The sequence below is a fragment of the Intrasporangium flavum genome, from assembly GCF_001956915.1.
In the GTDB taxonomy this organism is placed as follows: domain Bacteria; phylum Actinomycetota; class Actinomycetes; order Actinomycetales; family Dermatophilaceae; genus Monashia; species Monashia flava.
Genome location: NZ_MLJO01000007.1, coordinates 1 through 18,872, shown reverse-complemented (window position 1 = coordinate 18,872; position 18,872 = coordinate 1). Strand labels below are relative to the sequence as shown.

Sequence of the window (18,872 nt, the reverse complement as noted above, 5' to 3'; positions counted from 1 at the left end):
TCACTCCGGCGGGGCCAGGGGGGAGGGGGGCGGGGGAGACAGAGGGGCCCCGGGCGCCGAGGGCGTCGAGGGCGTCGAGGGCATGGCGGCGGGTGGGCCACCCGGCGTCGGGTCGGGCGCGCCGAGGCCGAGCGAGCCACCGGCCGAGGCCTGCCCGAACTTCTGCTCGAGGAACTGCCCGTGCACGATGATCGCCTCGGCGTCGGCCCGGCAGACGGCGTCGTACACCTTGTCCATCGTCGTGCCGAGCAGGTCGAGCTGGTCGACGAGCAGCATGACCGAGCTCTTGCCGCCGGCGATCGGGCGCGTGTCGGCCCAGTCGCGCGGCAGGCGCAGGTAGTTGCCGATGGCGACGGGCAGGTAGTCGGTGGCGGTGGCCATGACGCTGAAGCCCTGGGCGCTGCCGAGGCCGAGCTGGTCGAGGCGGGGGAGCGTCTCGCGCACGACGCGCGTGACCCGGAGCAGGCGCGAGAGCACGACGCCCGGCACGCGTCCGGCCCGGGCCTGCGCCTCGACGGTGTCGAGGGCGCCGAGCAGCTGGTCGGTCGTCGGCGGGCCCGGACGCACCGGCTCGGGCGCCTCGGGCCTGTCCAACCCGAACCACGACCGGATACCCACTGCGAGACCCCTTTTCATCGTCGGGGGCCGGCCCGCCCATCCACCGCGCCCGGCCCCGCTCGTCCTTCTGACCGCCCGCGCGTCGGTGCGCGGGTGTCGCCCCAGCCTCTGCCCGCCGTCGCTAGGCGTCCTCGCGAGTGGGCGTGTCGGTGGCCGTCATCGGGTCGGGCCGCTGAGGTCGAAGACGCCGGGGGCGGCGTTGGTGGACTGGCGGGCGTCGTGCGAGGCGACGCGCTCGAGGTAGCTGCGCGACTTGGCGACCTCGGTCTCGAGGGTGCCGATCGTGGCGGCCATGTTGTCGAGCGCGCGGACCTTGAACTGGTCGATGGTGTCCATCGTCTCGTAGATGTTCGCGAAGGCCTTCTGCAGCGACTCGATCGACAGCGTCGAGCTCGCCGCCTGCTCCTGGATGCGCGCGGAGTTCTGCTTGAGCGCCTCGGACGTGCGCTCGATGATCCCCGACGTCGTCGTGTTGAGCGCCGTGATCTGGTCGAGGACGAGCTGCTGGTTGTTGAGGGCCTGGGCCACGATGACGGCCGTACGCAGCGCCGACACCGTGGTGGTCGTGGCGCGGTCGACGCCCTTGATGAGCTCGATGTTGTTCTTGATGATGATGTCGATGGCCAGGTAGTTCTGGATCGACACCGCGAGCTGGGTCAGCAGGTCCTGGTGCTTCTGGCGCACGTAGAACAGGACGTCCTCGCGCAGCGCCTTGGCCTTCTCGGGGTCGGTGGCCTCGAGGGTGGCGACCTGCGCGGCGAGCTTGGCGTCGAGGCGCTCGGCCACGTAGACGTACTGGTTGAGCCGGCCCATCGACTCCCAGAGGTTCTTCTTCTCGAGGTTGAGGGCGACGTTGTCCTTGGTCAGCTCGTCCTGGCCGGACTGGAGCGAGTGCAGGATGCCGTTGAGGTGGCTCTGGGCCGACTGGTACTTGCGGAAGTAGTCGGTGACCTTGTCGCCGAAGGGGATCATGCCGAGGAACTTCTTGGCGCCCTGGGCCTGGCCCGGGTCGAGGTCCTCGACCGTGCGGCGCAGGTCGAGCAGCGTCGTGCCGACCTTCGAGTTGCCCGACAGGCCCCCCTCGTTGAGTGCCTTGACCGGCATCTGGAGCATCCGGTTGCTGCTCTCGGCGGCGAAGCGGATCTCGTCGGTGCCCATGCTGCGCACGTCGGCCGCCTTGGCCTCCCACTCGGGCGACTTCGCGGTGGTGCGCATCAGGCCGTCGAGGTAGGTGTCGACCTTGGAGTCGAGGCCGGGCAGCGCCGCCTCGGGGACGGCCGGGGCCATCCGCGGCGCCGCGGTCTCGGCGACCGGCTGGGTGGGGGCCGGGGCGGTGAGGACGAACGCCTCGCTCGGCGGCGGGGCCAGGGGCGTGACCTGCTGGGCCTGCGCCTGTGCTCCGGAGGCAGCGGCCTGGGCGGCTGGCTGGTCGGTCATCGTCGAACGGGTCCTTCCCCTCGGTGCCGGACGCGTCGGCGACGCGTCCGAAGTCCCTCGCCCACGGGTCGGGCGCCCGGCCTGGAGCCGGACGCGTCCCCCCGTCTCGGGCGTACGGCCACTCTACGTGCCGCGCGCCTGCGACGGGCAGACGTTTCCAGGGGTTCCACGCCGGTTCCCCGCCCGTCGCATCGGGCCTCGCGGGGGAGGATCCGCGGGGCCCGCGCGACCCCGCGGAAAGGGGCGACCGCGGCCCGGCGCCAGGGGAAACACCGAGCCGCGGTCGCGTTTCGTGGGGTACCCCACGCCTCTCGAACGACAGGCGCTCGCGGGGAGTTCCGCCGGCGTCAGCCGATCTGCCAGGAGCGTTTGCTCAGGCCGAACCAGAAGCCGTCGATGACGCTCTCGGAGGCGAGCCCGCCCGACGCGTACGCCGCGCCGAGGGTGACGAACAGCGGCGCGAAGTGCTCGGTGCGCGGGTGGGCCTCACGGGCGGCCGGGGCCTTGGCGAGAAAGTCGAGCAGGCCGTCGACGTCCTGGGCGGCCATCGCCTCCTGGGCCCAGTGGTCGAACTCGGCGCTGGCCTGCGGCGGCGTGCCGTCGGAGCCGGCCGCCGGGTTGAACCAGCGCAGGTTGTGGGTGGTGAAGCCGGAGCCGACGATGAGGGTGCCCTGCTCGCGCAGCGGTGCGAGGCGTCGGCCGATCTCGAAGAGTCCGCGCGGGTCGAGCGTCGGCATCGACATCTGCAGGACCGGCACGTCGGCGTCGGGGAACATCTCCTTGAGGGGGACGTACGCGCCGTGGTCGAGGCCGCGGGCCTCGTCGCGGTGCACCTCGTGGCCGGGGGAGGTGAGCAGGCGCGTCACCTCGTCGGCGAGGCCGGGGGCGGCGGGCGCGTCGTAGGTCACCTCGTAGTACTTCTGCGGGAAGCCCCAGAAGTCGTAGGTGAGCGGGGCGCCGGTCGTCGAGCCGAGGGTGGTCGGGGCGTCCTCCCAGTGGGCCGAGACGATGAGGACGTCCTTGGGCCTGGGCAGGTCGGCCGACCACGCGGCGAGCTCCTCGGTCCAGCGCTGGTCGTCGGCGAGCGGCGGGGCGCCGTGGCTCAGGTAGAGGACGGGTGCGGTGGACATGGGGCGGCTCCTGTAGAAAGTTGAACAATAAACTACCACGGGAACGCCCCCACGTCGCCCTTTCTTCCGGACGCGTCGTGGGACGTTGTGCCCTTCCCGCCGGCCGGTCGCGGGCGCGAGGGTGTGGCATGAGCGACATCCACGTGGTCCGCACGACGGCGCAGCACACGGCCGTCGTCCGCGCGCAGGTCCCCGTCCAGGACCTGCCCGCCTTCTTCGAGCGCGCGTACGGCGAGGTCCTCGCCGCCGTCCGGGCCCACCGGGCCGTGCCCGTCGGGCCTCCGTTCGCCCTCTACCACGGGATGCCGGGGGCCACGGTCGACCTCGAGGCGGGCTTCCCCGTCTCGACCGAGGTGCCGGCCTCCGGTGAGGTCGTGCCCGGCACGCTGCCGGCCGGCGAGGCGGTCGAGGCCGTCCACGTCGGCCCCTACGACCGGCTCCGGGACACCTACGCGGACGTGGAGCGGTGGATGGCCGAGCACCACCTCACCCCCGCCGCGCAGATGTGGGAGAGCTACCTGTCCGACCCGCAGCGCGAGCCGGACCCCGCCGGCTGGCGCACCCTGGTGGTCGTCCCGACGGCCTGAGGGCCCGCGTCGGCACTGGTCGGCACTGGTCGGCACGCGTCGGCACGCGTCGGCACGCGTCGGTATGTGGCGGGACCTCGGCGGCGCACCTGTTACGGTCGGGGCGGTTCCACGTCGGAGCAGCGACGAATCCGCTGCACGTGAGATCGGGAAGTCGTAGGTGTGTCATGGCTGCAGGCAAGGGCCGCAAGCTCGTCATCGTCGAGTCGCCCGCGAAGGCGAAGACGATCGCGGGGTACCTGGGTGGGGACTTCGAGGTGGAGGCGTCGGTCGGGCACATCCGCGACCTGCCGAACCCCTCCGAGCTGCCCGCCGACATGAAGAAGGGCCCGTTCGGCAAGTTCGCCGTCGACGTCGACAACGGCTTCGAGCCGTACTACGTCGTCGACCCGGACAAGAAGAAGAAGGTCGCCGAGCTCAAGCGCCTCCTCAAGGACGCCAGCGAGCTCTACCTCGCCACCGATGAGGACCGCGAGGGCGAGGCCATCGCGTGGCACCTGCTCGAGGCGCTCAAGCCGCGGGTCCCGGTCAAGCGCATGGTGTTCCACGAGATCACCCGCGAGGCCATCCAGCGCGCCGTCAACGACACCCGCGAGATCGACACCGCGATGGTCGACGCCCAGGAGACCCGCCGCATCCTCGACCGCCTCTACGGCTACGAGGTCAGCCCGGTCCTGTGGCGCAAGGTCCGCCAGGGCCTGTCGGCCGGCCGCGTCCAGTCGGTCGCGACGCGCATGGTCGTCGAGCGCGAGCGCGAGCGGATGGCGTTCGTCAAGGCGTCCTACTGGGACGTCGAGGGCGAGTTCACCCCGGGCGGCGACCAGCAGCGCTTCGCCGCGCGCCTCGCCTCCGTCGACGGCGCCCGCGTGGCCACCGGCCGCGACTTCTCCGACACCGGCGAGCTGACCGGCAAGGGGGTCGTGCACCTCGAGGAGAGCCTGGCCCGCCGCATCGCCGAGGCGTGCACCGGCGCCGACGCCCGGGTCACCGACGTGCAGGAGAAGCCCTACACGCGTCGGCCCTCGGCCCCGTTCACCACCTCGACGCTGCAGCAGGAGGCCTCGCGCAAGCTGCGCCTCAGCAGCAAGAACGCGATGCGTGTCGCGCAGCGTCTCTACGAGAACGGCTACATCACCTACATGCGTACCGACAGCACGACGCTGTCGGACGCCGCCCTGACCGCGGCCCGCAGCCAGGCGCGCGACATGTACGGCGCCGAGTACGTGCCCGAGTCGCCGCGCCGGTACGAGAAGAAGGTCAAGAACGCGCAGGAGGCTCACGAGGCCATCCGGCCCGCCGGCGACCGCTTCCGCAGCCCGGCCCAGGTGGCCGGTGAGCTGCGCGGCGACGAGTTCGCCCTCTACGAGCTGATCTGGAAGCGCACCGTCGCCTCGCAGATGGCCGACGCCCGGGGCTCGACGGCCACGGTGCGGCTGTCGGTCGACACCGCGGTCGAGGGTGCCCGGCAGGTCGAGTTCTCGGCCTCCGGCACGGTCATCACCTTCAAGGGCTTCCTCGCCGCCTACGAGGAGGGCCGCGACGACGAGGCCGTGGCCCGCGCCGACGCCGCCGCCGAGGAGCGCCGCCTGCCCAAGCTGTCCACCGGCGTCACCATCGAGGTGCTGCGCGCCGAGGCCGACGGCCACGAGACGAGCCCGCCGGCCCGCTACACCGAGGCCACGCTCGTCAAGGCGATGGAGGAGCGCGGCATCGGCCGCCCGTCCACGTACGCCGCGACGATCGGCACGATCCAGGACCGCGGCTACGTCTTCACCAAGGGCCAGGCCCTCGTGCCGACGTGGCTCGCCTTCGCCGTGACGCGCCTGCTCGAGGAGCACTTCGGCAGCCTCGTCGACTACGAGTTCACCGCCTCGATGGAGGAGGACCTCGACCGCATCGCCAACGGCGACGAGGGCCGGGTGCACTGGCTCGAGCAGTTCTACTTCGGCAACGAGCCGACCTCCGGCGCCGGGCTCAAGCAGCTCGTCGACGACCTCGGCGAGATCGACGCCAAGGAGATCAGCACGATCCCGCTCGGCGACGGCATGGTCGTGCGCGTCGGGCGCTACGGCCCGTACGTCGAGGAGGTGACGCCCCGCGGCGTCGACCTCGAGACGGGTGAGGTGGCCGAGGGCGCCGACCCGTCGGCGACGCCGCGCCGCGCGACGATCACCGACGACATCGCCCCCGACGAGATGACCCCCGAGAAGGCCCGCGAGCTGCTCGAGGTGGCCGCCGACGACGGCAAGGTGCTCGGCCAGGACCCCGAGACCGGGCGCGACATCATCGCCCGGGCCGGCCGCTACGGCCCGTACGTCACCGAGGTCATCGACGACGACGAGGCGCCGGCGGGCGACAAGCCCAAGGGCCGCAAGGCTGCCAAGGCCAAGCCGCGCACCGCGTCGCTGTTCAAGGACATGGACCTCGCGACCATCGACCTCGCCGACGCACTCAGGCTGCTCAGCCTGCCGCGCGTCGTCGGTGCCGACGCCGAGGGTGTCGAGATCACGGCCCAGAACGGCCGCTACGGCCCGTACCTGAAGAAGGGCACCGACTCGCGCTCGCTCACCACCGAGCAGCAGCTCTTCGACATCACCCTCGAGGAGGCGCTGGCGATCTACGCCCAGCCCAAGCAGCGTGGACGCGCCGCGGCCGCCCCGCTCAAGGAGCTCGGCGTCGACCCGGTCAGCGGCAAGCCCGTCGTCGTCAAGGACGGACGCTTCGGCCCGTACGTCACCGACGGCGAGACCAACGCGACGCTGCGCAAGGACGACGACCCCGACTCGATCACGCCCGAGCGCGGCTACGAGCTGCTCGCCGAGAAGCGCGCCAAGGGCCCGACGACCCGCAAGCGCGCCGCCAAGAAGACGACCCGCAAGACGGCGAAGAAGGCGACGAAGAGCACGACGAAGAAGGCCGCCAAGAAGTCGTGACCCTCGGCGGGCCGCGCGCTAGCGTCGGCTCGTGATCGAGACCCGACGCCTCCAGCCGGCCGACCGGCCGCGCTGGGAGACCCTGTTCCGCGCGTACATCGCCTTCTACGAGCGCACGCTCGACGACGCCGCCTACGACCGGGCGTGGCGCGAGATCGCCTCGGGCACAAGGCTGCACGGTCTCGGCGCTTGGCTCGACGGCGAGCTCGTCGGGATCACGCACTTCCTCGTCCACCCGAGCTCGAGCGAGCCCGACCTCTGCTACCTCGAGGACCTCTTCACGGTGCCCGAGGCACGGGGCCACGGCGTCGCGAGCGCCCTCGTCGAGGCGGTGGGGGAGTGGGCGCGGACGCAGGGGTGCGGCAGCGTCTACTGGCAGACCCACGAGGCGAACGCGACGGCCCGGCGGCTCTACGACCGGCTCGCGAGGTACGAGGGCTTCGTCGTCTACACGATGCCGCTCGGCTGACCGGCCGCGTCCGCCACGGCGGCATCGTCGGTGTCGCCGTCGGGTGAGAGGCTGCCCTCATGGCAACTGTCGTCTTCGTCCACGCCCACCCCGACGACGAGGCGTCCCAGACCTCCGGCTCCATGGCGCGCGCGGTGTCCGAGGGGCACCGCGTCGTCCTCGTCGTCGCCACCAACGGCGACCACGGCGACGCCCCCGCCGACCTCGCCGAGGGCGAGACCGTCGTGCACCGCCGGCGCGTCGAGGCCGAGGCCGCGGGCGCGGTCATCGGCACCCACCGCGTCGTCTTCCTCGGCTACGCCGACTCGGGGATGACCGGCTGGGCGCAGAACGACCACGAGGCGAGCTTCATGCGCGTCGACACCGAGGAGGCGGCCCGACGCGTCGCCGACGTGCTGCGCGAGGAGGCCGCCGACGTCGTCGTCGGCTACGACTGGCACGGCGGCTACGGTCACCCCGACCACGTCAAGGTGCACGCGGTCACGAGGCGGGCGGCCGAGCTGGCCGGCACCCCGCGCTACCTCGAGTCCTCGATGAACCGCAGCGCGATGATCCGCTCGCACGAGGAGGCGACGGCCGCCGGGCACGACGTCGGCGAGTGGGACCCCAGCGCGCCGATGGACGACGGCAACCCGCTCGGCAGCCTCGAGGAGGAGCTGCACTGGGCCTGCGACGTCAGCGACTTCCTCGAGGTCAAGCGCTCGGCGCTCAAGGCCCACGCGAGCCAGTCCGACGCCCAGGGCATGCTCCAGATGCCCGAGCAGATGTTTGCCGTCGCCTTCGGGTGGGAGCACTTCATCGAGCCCGGACGCCCTGACGGGATGGTCGCGGGGTGGTTCCTCGACGCCGGGGCCGTCGGGTAGGTTACTGCCGGTAACCTCCACCGTGTCCTGAACCGTCTCCCGAAAGGGGCCACCATGACCGACATCGACTTCGCGACCGCCACGCCCGAGCAGCTCGCGGCCGTCGAGCCGGCCGAGTTCATCCAGATCGTCAAGAAGATGTCCGACAAGGACGTCACGGCGCTCATGGCCACCGACAACCGCGAGGCGATCCTGCGCGCGATCTTCTCGCGCATGCCCGAGCTGTTCCGCGCCGACCGCGCCGGCTCGACGACGGCCACGACGCACTGGAGCATCTCCGGTCGCCCCGACGGCGGCGCCGACGAGTGGACCGTGCGCTTCGCCGACGGCACGTGCACGGCCGTGCCCGGCCACGAGGGCGACGCCACGCTGACCCTGGCGATGTCGCCCGTCGACTTCACCAAGGTCATCACCAAGAGCGGCAACCCGGTCATGATGTTCATGACCGGCAAGATCAAGGCCAAGGGCGACCTCGGCCTCGCCGCCAACATCGCGAACTTCTTCGACATCCCCAAGGCCTGAGTCCGGGTGGTCGAGTTCTCGCTGGCCCTCGACGACGACCAGCGCGAGCTGCGCGACTGGGTGCACGGCTTCGCCCGCGACGTCGTGCGTCCGGCCGCCGCCGAGTGGGACGCCCGTGAGGAGACGCCCTGGCCGGTCATCCAGGAGGCGGCGCGCGCCGGCCTCTACGGGTTCGAGTTCCTCGCCCAGGCGTGGGCCGACCCCACCGGCATCGCCATCAACCTCGCCAACGAGGAGCTGTTCTGGGGCGATGCCGGCATCGGCATGTCGATCTTCGGCACGACTCTCGCGGTGGCAGCCATCTACGGCTCGGGCACGCCCGACCAGATGGTCGAGTGGCTGCCGCAGTGCTACGGCGACGCCGACCAGCCGAAGGTCGCCGCGTTCGCGACGACCGAGCCGCAGGCCGGCTCCGACGTCGGCGCCATGCGCACGCGAGCCCGCTACGACGAGGCCACCGACGAGTGGGTGCTGAACGGGCAGAAGGCCTACATCACCAACGGCGGCATCGCCGGCGTGCACGTCGTCACGGCCGTCGTCGACCCCGACCTGGGCTCCCGGGGGCAGGCCGCCTTCGTCGTGCCGCCGGGCACCCCGGGGCTCGAGGGCGGTCGCAAGCTGCGCAAGCTCGGCCTGCGCGCCTCGCACACGGCCGACGTCTTCCTCGACGACGTGGGCGTGCCGGGCTCGTGCCTGCTCGGCGGCAAGGAGCGGCTCGACGAGCGCCTCGCCCGGGCCCGTGAGGGCTCTGGTCAGGCTGGGCAGGGCGGTCAGGCTGGGCAGGGCGGCCAGGGTGGCCAGGGTGGCCAGGCCGCGATGCGCACCTTCGAGCTGACCCGGCCCACGGTGGGGGCGCAGGCCATCGGCATCGCGCGCGCCGCCTACGAGCACGCGCTCGACTACGCCAAGGACCGCGTCGCCTTCGGCCGGCCGATCATCGAGAACCAGTCCATCGCCTTCGCGCTCGCCGACATGCGGATGGAGATCGACGCCGCCCGGCTGCTCGTGTGGCGTGCGGCGTGGATGGGCAAGACGAACCAGCCGTTCGGCGCGGCCGAGGGCTCGATGAGCAAGCTCAAGGCCGGCGAGGTCGCGGTGGCCGTCACCGACAAGGCCGTGCAGATCCTCGGCGGCGCCGGCTACGTCTCCGACCACCCGGTCGAACGGTGGTCGCGCGACGCGAAGATCTACACGATCTTCGAGGGCACGAGCGAGATCCAGCGACTCGTGATCGCCCGCGCCATCAGCGGCGTCCGCATCCGCTGACGACGACGCCCGGGCGCCCCTCTCACGGCAAAGTGCCCACTCGACCGAGACGGTCGAGTGGGCACTTTCTCGATGACGGGTCTAGACGACGAGGTTGAGGAGCAGGACGAGGACGAGGCCGGTGACCGACAGGACGGTCTCCATGAGCGACCACGTCTTGATCGTCTGGCCGACCTTCATCCCGAAGTACTCCTTGACGAGCCAGAAGCCGGCGTCGTTGACGTGCGAGAAGAACACCGAGCCGGCACCGATGGCCAGGACCATGAGCGACACCTGGGTGGCGGGCATGCCCGCAGCCAGCGGCGCGAGGATGCCGGACGCCGTGACGGTGGCGACGGTGGCCGAGCCGGTGGCGAGGCGGATGAGCACCGCGACGAGCCACGCGAGGAGCAGGACCGACAGGCCGCTCTGGGCGATCCAGTCGGCGACGAGCTGGCCGATGCCGGTGTCGACGAGCGTCTGCTTGAAGCCGCCGCCCGCGGCGACGATGAGGATGATGCCCGCGATCGGGCCGAGCGAGCCCTCGAGCGAGGAGCTGACCTCCTTGACGCCCATGCCGGCGCCGCGTCCGAGCGTGAACATCGCGAGGATGACGGCGATGAGCAGGGCGACGAGCGGCGTGCCGAGGAAGTCGAGCACCGCGCGGGCCGGCGTGCCCTTGTCGGCGAAGATGTCGGCCAGCGCCTTGCCCATCATGAGGACGACCGGCGTGAGGACGGTGAACAGCGTGATGCCGAACGACGGGCGACGGGTGGCCGACTCCGGACGCGGCTCGAACAGGTCGGGTGCGGGCACGTCGACCCAGCGCGAGGCGAACCGCGCGAACCACGGCCCGGCCACGGCGACGGTCGGGATCGCGACGAGGATGCCGAGGCCGAGGGTGATGCCGAGGTTCGCCTTGAGGGCGTCGATGGCCACGAGCGGGCCGGGGTGCGGCGGCACGAGGCCGTGCATCGCGGACAGGCCGGCGAGCGCCGGGATGCCGACGCGCACGAGCGACAGGCCCGACCGGCGCGCCACGAGGAAGATCACCGGCATGAGCAGCACGAGGCCGATCTCGAAGAACATCGGCAGGCCGATGATGGCGCCGACGCCGGCCATCGCCCACGGCAGGACCTTGGTCGAGCTGCGCCCGACGATGGTGTCGACGATCTCGTCGGCGCCGCCAGAGTCGGCGAGCAGCTTGCCGAACATCGCACCGAGCGCGATGAGGATGCCGACGCCGGCGGCCGTCGAGCCGAAGCCCTTGGTGTAGCTGTCCATGACGTCGGTCATCGCGACGCCGGCGACGGCGCCGACCGTGAGCGAGCCGAGGGTCAGGGCCAGGAACGGGTGCAGCTTGAAGCGCACGATGAGCAGGACGAGCACGGCGATGCCGAGCAGCGCGGCGGGCACGAGGCGTCCGGCGGGGATGGCCGGCGCGGCGTCGGCGCCGACGGCCGAGGCCGACAGCAGGGACAGGGTGGTGGTCATGGCTGGGTCACTTCCGGGGTGCGGGAGGTCAGGAGGTGCAGGGACTGCGTGACGAGGTCGTCGACGGGCTGGTCGACCTCGATGACGGCGCCGTGCTCGGTCGGGCCGAGGGGCTCGAGCGTCGCGAACTGCGACTCGACGAGGGCGGCGGGCATGAAGTGCCCGAGGCGGCCGGCGACGCGGGCCGCGATGACCTCGGGGTCGCCGTGCAGGTGCAGGAAGTACACGTGCGGGGCGGCCGCTGCGAGGATGTCGCGGTAGGCCTGCTTGAGCGCAGAGCAGCTGGTGACGCCGCCGGTGCTGGCGTGGTCGGCGAGCCAACCGGCGATCGTGGCCAGCCACGGGCCGCGGTCGAGGTCGGTCAGGGGGGTGCCGGCCGACATCTTGTCGATGTTGGCCTGCGGGTGGAAGTCGTCGGCGTCCGCGAAGGGGACGCGCAGGCGCTGGGCCAGGGCCGCGCCGACGGTGGTCTTGCCCGAGCCGGACACCCCCATGACGACGACCAGGGGTGGCGGGTGGTGCTCTGTGTTCGCTGTCGTCTGTCGCGACATGCTCCGTGACTCCTTCGTCCGGCTCGATCGCTCTCTTCGTCGAGTCGCTCGCCCTAGAGTGAAGCAACAAGGGCGTCTTATCAAGTCACTAGAGCAAATAAAACAGATTTAAAGACGCCACAGGTGGGGCGGGTGTGCCGTGTGACAGGCTGGCGCCATGCCGACCGACCGCCGCCCCGCGCTCCACGCGAGCGTCCTCGACGCCCTCGGCCGGCAGGTCGTCTCGGGTGAGCTCGCGGCGGGCACGGTGCTGCGCATCGACCAGCTCGACGAGCGGTACGGGGTGTCGCGCTCGGTGGTGCGCGAGGCCGTGCGGGTGCTCGACTCCATGGGGCTCGTCGAGGCGCGCAAGCGCCTGGGCGTGCGGGTCCTGCCGAGCAGCGCGTGGAACGTCTTCGACCCGCGGGTCATCCGGTGGCGCCTCGACGGGCCGGGCCGCGAGGAGCAGCTGCTGTCGCTGGGCGAGCTGCGCCGCGGCGTCGAGCCGGTGGCGGCCGAGCTGGCGGCGGCGCACGCGACGCCGGAGCAGTGCGGGGCGATGCTCGGGGCGGTCGTGCAGATGGCGGTGCACGCCAAGTCCGGCGACCTCGAGGCCTACCTGCAGGCCGACCAGCTCTTCCACGCGACGCTGCTGGCGGCGTCGGGCAACGAGATGCTCGCCGCGCTGGCCGGAGTCGTCGGCGAGGTCCTCGCCGGCCGCACCCACCACGACCTCATGCCGGCCACGCCCAACCCGGTCGCGGTGCGCCTCCACGGCGACGTCGCCGAGGCCGTGCAGTCCGGCGACAGCGCCGCCGCGTCTGCCGCGATGCAGGCCATCATCGCCGAGGCCAGCGACGCCCTCCGCGACACCGAAACCCCACAGTCGTAAGGAAGTTCGCCCACGAGACAGAGAAAGTGCCCACTCAACCAGGCAGGTCGAGTGGGCACTTTCTCGCGGGGGGAGGCCTGCGTCAGGCGAGGGAGTCGACGATGCCGTTGAGCGTCGCGGACGGCCGCATGACCGCGGAGACCCTGGCCGCGTCGGGGCGGTAGTAGCCACCGATCTCGACCGCGTGGCCCTGGGCGCCGACGAGCTCGGCGTCGATGGCCTCGGCGTTGTCGGCGAGGGCCTTGGCCGTGTCGGCGAAGGCCGCCGCCAGCTCGGCGTCGTCGGTCTGCTGCGCCAGCTCCTGGGCCCAGTAGAGGGCCAGGTAGAAGTGGCTGCCGCGGTTGTCGATCTGGCCGACCTTGCGCGCCGGGGACTTGTTCTCGTCGAGGAGGCGGCCGGTGGCGCGGTCGAGGGTCTCGCCGAGCACCTTGGCGCGGGCGTTGCCGGTGGCCTCGGCGAGGTGCTCGAGGCTGACGGCCAGGGCGAGGAACTCCCCGAGGCTGTCCCAGCGCAGGTAGTTCTCCTGGACGAGCTGCTGCACGTGCTTCGGCGCCGAGCCGCCCGCGCCGGTCTCGAAGAGGCCGCCGCCGTTGATGAGCGGGACGATCGAGAGCATCTTGGCCGACGTGCCGAGCTCGAGGATCGGGAAGAGGTCGGTGAGGTAGTCGCGCAGGACGTTGCCGGTGACCGAGATCGTGTCCTCGCCCTTGCGGATGCGCTCGAGCGAGTAGGCGATGGCATCGGCCGGCGCGAGGATCTCGATGGTCAGGCCCTCGGTGTCGTGCTCGCCGAGGTACTCCTTGACCTTGGCGATGAGGTTCGCGTCGTGGGCGCGGTCGGCGTCGAGCCAGAACACGGCCGGGGTGCCGGTGGCGCGGGCCCGGTTGACGGCGAGCTTGACCCAGTCGCGGATCGGCACGTCCTTGGTCTGGCACGCGCGCCAGATGTCACCGGCCGAGACCGAGTGCTCCAGGAGCGTGGCGCCCGAGCCGTCGACGACGCGCACGGTGCCGGCTTCGGCGATCTCGAAGGTCTTGTCGTGGCTGCCGTACTCCTCGGCCTTCTGCGCCATGAGGCCGACGTTGGGCACCGAGCCCATCGTGGCCGGGTCGAACGCGCCGTTGGCGCGGCAGTCGTCGAGGACGACCTGGTAGATCGGGGCGTAGGAGCTGTCGGGCAGCACCGCGAGGGTGTCCTGTTCGTCGCCCGCGGCGTTCCACATGTGGCCCGAGGTGCGGATCATCGCCGGCATCGAGGCGTCGACGATGACGTCGCTCGGCACGTGCAGGTTGGTGATGCCGCGGTTGCTGTCGACCATGGCGAGGGCCGGGCCGTCGGCGAGGCCGGCCTTGACGGCGTCCTCGACGGCGGCGCGCTCGTCGGCCGGGAGCGACTCGATCGCCTTGAGCATCGCGCCCAGGCCGTCGTTCGGCGACGCGCCCGCGGCGGTGAGCTCGGCGGCGTGGCCGGAGAAGAGCGCCGGGAAGAAGGCGCGGATGACGTGGCCGAAGATGATCGGGTCGGAGACCTTCATCATCGTGGCCTTGAGGTGCACCGAGAAGAGGACGCCCTCCTCCTTGGCGCGGGTGACCTGGGCCGCGAGGAAGCGCTCGAGCGCGGCGACGTCCATGTACGTGGCGTCGACGACCTCACCGGCCTGCACCGGGAAGTCGGGCTTGAGGACGGTGACGGCGCCGTCGGCCGCGACGTGCTCGATGCGGACCGTGCCGTCGGCGCCGATGACGGTTGACTTCTCGTTGTGGCGGAAGTCGTCGGCGTCCATCGTCGCGACGTTCGTCTTCGAGTCGGCGCTCCACGCGCCCATCGAGTGCGGGTGCCTGCGCGCGTAGCTCTTGACCGACGCGGGCGCCCGGCGGTCGGAGTTGCCCTCGCGCAGAACGGGGTTGACGGCCGAGCCCTTGACCTTGTCGTACGCCGCACGGGCAGACTTCTCGGCGTCGGTGGTCGGGTTGTCGGGGTAGTCGGGGATCGCGAAGCCCTGGGCCTGCAGCTCGGCGATCGCGGCCTTGAGCTGCGGGATCGACGCCGAGATGTTCGGCAGCTTGATGATGTTCGCCTCGGGCGTCTGCGCGAGCTCACCGAGCTCGGCGAGGGCGTCGTGCCCGACGCCGGTGGCGGCCTGCTCCGGCGTCAGGGCCTCCGGGAAGGAGGCCAGGATGCGCCCCGACAGGGAGATGTCGCGCGTCTCGACGTCGACACCGGCCTGCTTGGCGAAGGCCGAGACGATGGGCAGCAGCGAGGCCGTCGCGAGCGCGGGGGCCTCGTCGGTGTGCGTGTAGATGATGGTCGAGTCCAACGCGGGTGCTCCGTTCGGTGTGCTCTGGTCGTGCCGGTGGGCGGTCAGGCGGCTCGGGCGGTCCGGACGCGTCGGGCGGGGCCCGACGGGCCGGCCGTGGCACGAGACCGCCACGGTCCACCGGCAAGAAATCTTGACATCAAGATATCCGATGCGTCGCGGCCGTGGGGCCGCCGTCCCATCCTGCCGGGGTGGCCTGCGCCACGCCAGACGCGTCACGCCGGCAGGGAGCTGTGCGGCGCAGGTGCGACACAGGTGCGACGCAGGCGCGGCGGCGGTGTGACTCGGGGTGCCGCGAGCGGCCTTCTGGGGCCGGGCGGCGTGGCGCGGCGACCGCACCTAGGCTCGGGCGGGTGAGCCCGTACCGTCCCGATGCCGCGACCGCCCGCCACCTGAGCCATTTGCTCGCGACCGAGCAGCGGACCCACCGCCTGCCGTCCGTGGCGGCCGGCGTCGTGCGTGGTGGCGCGCTCGTGTGGTCCGACGCCGTCGGCACGCTCGACGGACGCAGCGACGGCGTGGCCGCCGACGCCGACACCCAGTACCGGATGGGCTCGATCACCAAGACGTTCGTCGCGGTCGCCGTGCTGCGGCTGCGCGACGCCGGTCGCCTCGGCCTCGAGGACCCCTTCGAGCGGCACGTGCCGGGCACGGCCTTCGGGGACGTGACGATCGCCCAGCTGCTCTCGCACGGAGCCGGCGTGCAGGCCGAGACGAACGGGCCGTGGTGGGAGCGGACCCCCGGCGGCTCGTGGGCCGAGCTCGTCGCCTCGCCGGTCGGCCGGCGCTTCGAGCAGGGGCGTCGCTTCCACTACACGAACGTCGGCTACGCGGCCCTCGGCGAGCTCGTGGCGCGCGCACACGGCGCGTCGTGGTTCGACGTCGTGCGTCGCGACCTGCTCGTGCCGCTCGACATGACCCGCACGACCACCCGCCCCGCCGGCAAGGCCGCGCAGGGCCTGGCCGTCCACCCGTTCGCCGACGTCCTGCTGCCCGAGCCCGAGCACGACGCCGGCGCGATGGCCCCGGCCGGCCAGCTGTGGTCCACGACGACCGACCTCGCGCGCTGGGCGGCCTTCCTCGGCGGCGACACCGGCGAGGTGCTCTCGCGCGACACGCTCGCCGAGATGTGCGAGCCGCGCACGGTCAACGACCTGCCCGGGCAGGCCTGGACGGTGGCACACGGCCTCGGCTGGCAGGTGTGGAACCTCGACGGCGTGCGCTACGCCGGCCACGGCGGCTCGATGCCCGGCTTCCTCGCGGGCCTGCGGGTGCGCCTCGACTCCGGCGACGGCGCCGTCGTCACCGCCAACGCGACCACCGGCATGGGGCCGGTCGTCCAGTCGCTGCTCGACGCCTTCGCCGAGCGCGAGCCCGCGCCGGTCGCGCCCTGGCACGCCGATGCCGGGGCCGATGCGGGGCACGCCGACGCGGTCGACCTCGGCGGCACGTGGCACTGGGGCCCGGCGGTCGCGACGGCGCGCCTCGAGGGCGAGCACCTCGTGCTCGGTGAGCCGGGCCAGGCGCGCGGGTCGCGGTTCGTCCGCGTCGCCGCCGACGGTCCTGACGCGTGGGTCGGGCTCGACGGCTACTACACGGGCGAGCCGCTCCGGGTCGTGCGCCGGCCCGACGGGACCGCCTCCCACCTCGACCTCGCCTCGTTCCGGTTCACCCGCACGCCCTACGACCCGGCCGCCGACGTGCCGGGCGGCGTCGACGAGCACGGTTGGCGCTGATGCCCCGTCCCGACCTGTCGGCCCTCGACTGGCCGCGGCTCACCGACCGCCTCGTGCTGCGGCCCCTCCGCGTCGAGGACGTCGAGCCCATCCACGCCTTCCGCAGCCTGCCGGAGGTCGTCGTGCACCTGAGCCACGACGTGCTCAGCATCGAGGAGGTCCGCGAGCGCGTCGTGACCCGGATCGCCCGCGGCCGGTCCGACGCGCTCGAGCCGCTGCTCGGTCTCGCCGTCGAGGAGCAGCGCACCGGCCGCGTCATCGGCGACGTCATGCTCCGGCTCGAGCCCTGCCACTCCATCTCGCGAACGCCGACCGACGCGTGGGAGGGCACCATCGGCTACGCCCTGCATCCCGACGTGCACGGCCGCGGCTTCGCCGCCGAAGCCGCCGCCGAGCTGCTCCGCATCGGCTTCCACGACCTCGGGCTGCGTCGCATCACCGCCGACGCGTACGCCGACAACGTGGCCTCCAACCGCGTGCTGCACCGCATCGGGATGCGCCTCGAGGCGACGATCCACGCCAGGTCGCTCGGCAAGGACGGCACGTGGCTCGACGACAACATCTGGGGCGTGCTGCGCGAGGAGTGGCCCGGCTAGGCGCGCCGCACCCGGGCGCGTGGCCCGGGCGCGGATGACGGGGCGCGTCAGTGGGCGCCGTGGTGCTCGGCCCGGCGGGGGAGCAGGAAGGTGAGCAGCCACGCGGCCGCGACCATCGCGACGGCGACCCACACGCAGGTCTGGACGGCGGCGGCGAAACCCTGGGCCGTCGGGACCCCCGAGGCTCCCTCGACCCGGCCGAAGAACACCGTGCCGAGCACCGCGATGCCGAGCGCGCCACCGATCTGCTGGACCGCCGTCAGCGTGCCGGACGCCGAGCCGGACTCCTCGGGCGAGACGCCGGCCAGGACGATGTCGAAGAACGGTGCCATGACCATGCCCATGCCGATGCCCATCGGCACGAGGGCCGGGGCCAGCGCGAGGATCGTCACCGAGGCGCCGGACGAGCCGATGACGACGCCGAGCAGCACGAGACCGCCCGCGAGGACGATGCCGCCGAGGTGCATGAGCCGCCGGCCGAGACGCTCGTTGAGTCCCTGGGCGATGCCGAAGCCGGCCATCATGCCGAGCGCCTGGGGCAGGCCCGCGAGACCGGCGTGGAGCGGGTCGAAGCCGAGCCCGAGCTGCACGAAGAGGGTCAGGACGAGCGAGGTGCCCATGAGGGAACCGAACAGCGCGAGCCCGGTGAGCAGGCCCGAGGTGAAGGCGCGCTTGCCGAACAGCGAGGGCACGACCAGCGTCGCGAGCCCGGTCCGGTCACGGCGTCGTTCGAGCACGGCGAACGCGGCGAAGGCGGCGGCGGAGAGGGCCAGGAGCGCGAAGCACCATGCCGGCCAGTGCTGCTCGCGGCCCTGGATGAGGGGGACGATGAGCGCGACCATGCCTGTGGTGGCGAGCAGGGCGCCCGGCACGTCGATGCGCAGGGACCGGTCGGGGCGCGACGCCGGCAGGTAGCGCAGCCCGGCGACGAAGCCGGCGATCCCGATGGGCACGTTGATGGCGAAGATCGCCCGCCACCCCAGGCCGAGCACGTCGGCGTCGACGAGCCAGCCCGCGAGCACCGGACCGCCGACGGACGACAGCCCCATGATCGGGCCGAAGGCGCCGAACGCCTTGCCCATCTCGGCGGGCGGGAACATCTCCTTGATCATGCCGAGGCCCTGGGGGATCATCGCCGCCCCGAAGAAGCCCTGGACGACGCGGGTCGCGACGAGCATCTCGGGGGAGACGGCGGCGGCGCAGGCCAGCGAAGCGAGGGTGAAGCCGGCCATGCCGACGAGGAACATCCGGCGTCGACCGAAGAGGTCGCCGAGGCGGCCGCCGAGGAGCAGGCCGGAGGCCATCGCGACGGTGTAGGAGGCGGTGAACCACTGCACGAGGGTCGCGGTGCCGCCGAGGTCGCGCACCACGGAGGGGCCGGCGATGACGGTGACGAGGGCGTCGAGCAGGTCCATCACCTCGGCGGCGAGGACGACGAAGAGGGCCGCCCAGCGGTACGGGTGGGGCACGAACGGCTGGGCCTCGGTGTCGATGCCGGTGTCG

Annotated in this window: 16 protein-coding genes; 9 read left to right on the top strand and 7 right to left on the bottom strand. The window is 72.3% G+C overall.

Annotated features, from left to right (window positions below; genetic code table 11):
* The 3 genes from BIV28_RS06080 to BIV28_RS06070 all read right to left on the bottom strand — a co-directional run bounded on the left by BIV28_RS06080 (position 1) and on the right by BIV28_RS06070 (position 3,185).
* Positions 1 to 618: a hypothetical protein gene (locus BIV28_RS06080; RefSeq protein ID WP_083707083.1), complete on the bottom strand. Its 618-nt coding sequence runs from the start codon at positions 616 to 618 to the stop codon at positions 1 to 3.
* 156 nt (positions 619 to 774) lie between these two features.
* Positions 775 to 2,055: a toxic anion resistance protein gene (locus BIV28_RS06075; protein ID WP_076260206.1), complete on the bottom strand. Its 1,281-nt coding sequence runs from the start codon at positions 2,053 to 2,055 to the stop codon at positions 775 to 777.
* Positions 2,056 to 2,402: 347 nt separating this feature from the next.
* Positions 2,403 to 3,185: a dioxygenase family protein gene (locus BIV28_RS06070; RefSeq protein ID WP_076260204.1), complete on the bottom strand. Its 783-nt coding sequence runs from the start codon at positions 3,183 to 3,185 to the stop codon at positions 2,403 to 2,405.
* A gap of 128 nt (positions 3,186 to 3,313) precedes the next feature.
* Between BIV28_RS06070 and BIV28_RS06065 the strand changes: the two genes are divergently transcribed.
* The 6 genes from BIV28_RS06065 (at position 3,314) to BIV28_RS06040 (ending at position 9,825) form a co-directional block, all read left to right on the top strand.
* Positions 3,314 to 3,772: a GyrI-like domain-containing protein gene (locus BIV28_RS06065; RefSeq protein ID WP_076260202.1), complete on the top strand. Its 459-nt coding sequence runs from the start codon at positions 3,314 to 3,316 to the stop codon at positions 3,770 to 3,772.
* 167 nt (positions 3,773 to 3,939) lie between these two features.
* Complete coding sequence (gene topA / locus BIV28_RS06060; protein ID WP_076260201.1) at positions 3,940 to 6,705, top strand: type I DNA topoisomerase; 2,766 nt, start codon at positions 3,940 to 3,942, stop codon at positions 6,703 to 6,705.
* 31 nt (positions 6,706 to 6,736) lie between these two features.
* A complete protein-coding gene (locus BIV28_RS06055) occupies positions 6,737 to 7,174 on the top strand; it encodes a GNAT family N-acetyltransferase (RefSeq protein ID WP_076260199.1) in 438 nt (145 codons plus the stop codon).
* Between the two features lie 59 nt (positions 7,175 to 7,233).
* Positions 7,234 to 8,037, top strand: coding sequence for a PIG-L deacetylase family protein (locus BIV28_RS06050; RefSeq protein WP_076260197.1), 804 nt, complete (start codon positions 7,234 to 7,236; stop codon positions 8,035 to 8,037).
* 54 nt (positions 8,038 to 8,091) lie between these two features.
* A complete protein-coding gene (locus BIV28_RS06045) occupies positions 8,092 to 8,559 on the top strand; it encodes an SCP2 sterol-binding domain-containing protein (RefSeq protein ID WP_076260195.1) in 468 nt (155 codons plus the stop codon).
* Positions 8,560 to 8,565: 6 nt separating this feature from the next.
* Positions 8,566 to 9,825 carry an acyl-CoA dehydrogenase family protein gene (locus BIV28_RS06040; RefSeq protein ID WP_076260194.1) on the top strand — a complete coding sequence of 420 codons (1,260 nt, stop codon included), beginning with the start codon at positions 8,566 to 8,568 and terminating at the stop codon, positions 9,823 to 9,825.
* An 81-nt stretch (positions 9,826 to 9,906) separates the two neighbouring features.
* Here BIV28_RS06040 and BIV28_RS06035 read toward each other — a convergent pair whose 3' ends face one another.
* A complete protein-coding gene (locus tag BIV28_RS06035; protein ID WP_076260192.1) occupies positions 9,907 to 11,298 on the bottom strand; it encodes a GntP family permease in 1,392 nt (463 codons plus the stop codon).
* Positions 11,295 to 11,849 (bottom strand): gluconokinase, encoded by a 555-nt coding sequence (locus tag BIV28_RS06030; RefSeq protein WP_076260191.1) that lies wholly within the window; start codon positions 11,847 to 11,849, stop codon positions 11,295 to 11,297. The genes BIV28_RS06035 and BIV28_RS06030 overlap by 4 nt, the downstream gene beginning before the upstream one ends.
* Positions 11,850 to 12,006: 157 nt before the next feature.
* Between BIV28_RS06030 and BIV28_RS06025 the strand changes: the two genes are divergently transcribed.
* Positions 12,007 to 12,720: a FadR/GntR family transcriptional regulator gene (locus tag BIV28_RS06025; protein WP_076260189.1), complete on the top strand. Its 714-nt coding sequence runs from the start codon at positions 12,007 to 12,009 to the stop codon at positions 12,718 to 12,720.
* Between the two features lie 82 nt (positions 12,721 to 12,802).
* Here the strand turns inward: BIV28_RS06025 and BIV28_RS06020 are convergent, their stop codons facing one another.
* Positions 12,803 to 15,037: an NADP-dependent isocitrate dehydrogenase gene (locus tag BIV28_RS06020; protein WP_076260188.1), complete on the bottom strand. Its 2,235-nt coding sequence runs from the start codon at positions 15,035 to 15,037 to the stop codon at positions 12,803 to 12,805.
* Between the two features lie 353 nt (positions 15,038 to 15,390).
* Between BIV28_RS06020 and BIV28_RS06015 the strand changes: the two genes are divergently transcribed.
* Positions 15,391 to 16,773: a serine hydrolase domain-containing protein gene (locus tag BIV28_RS06015; RefSeq protein WP_083707082.1), complete on the top strand. Its 1,383-nt coding sequence runs from the start codon at positions 15,391 to 15,393 to the stop codon at positions 16,771 to 16,773.
* On the top strand, positions 16,773 to 17,369 hold the full coding sequence (locus BIV28_RS06010) for a GNAT family N-acetyltransferase (protein ID WP_076260186.1): 597 nt from the start codon (positions 16,773 to 16,775) through the stop codon (positions 17,367 to 17,369). Before BIV28_RS06015 ends, BIV28_RS06010 begins: the two co-directional genes overlap by 1 nt.
* 47 nt (positions 17,370 to 17,416) lie before the next feature.
* Here BIV28_RS06010 and BIV28_RS06005 read toward each other — a convergent pair.
* On the bottom strand, positions 17,417 to 18,872 hold a 1,456-nt coding region (locus tag BIV28_RS06005; RefSeq protein WP_207555807.1), incomplete at its 5' end, for an MFS transporter.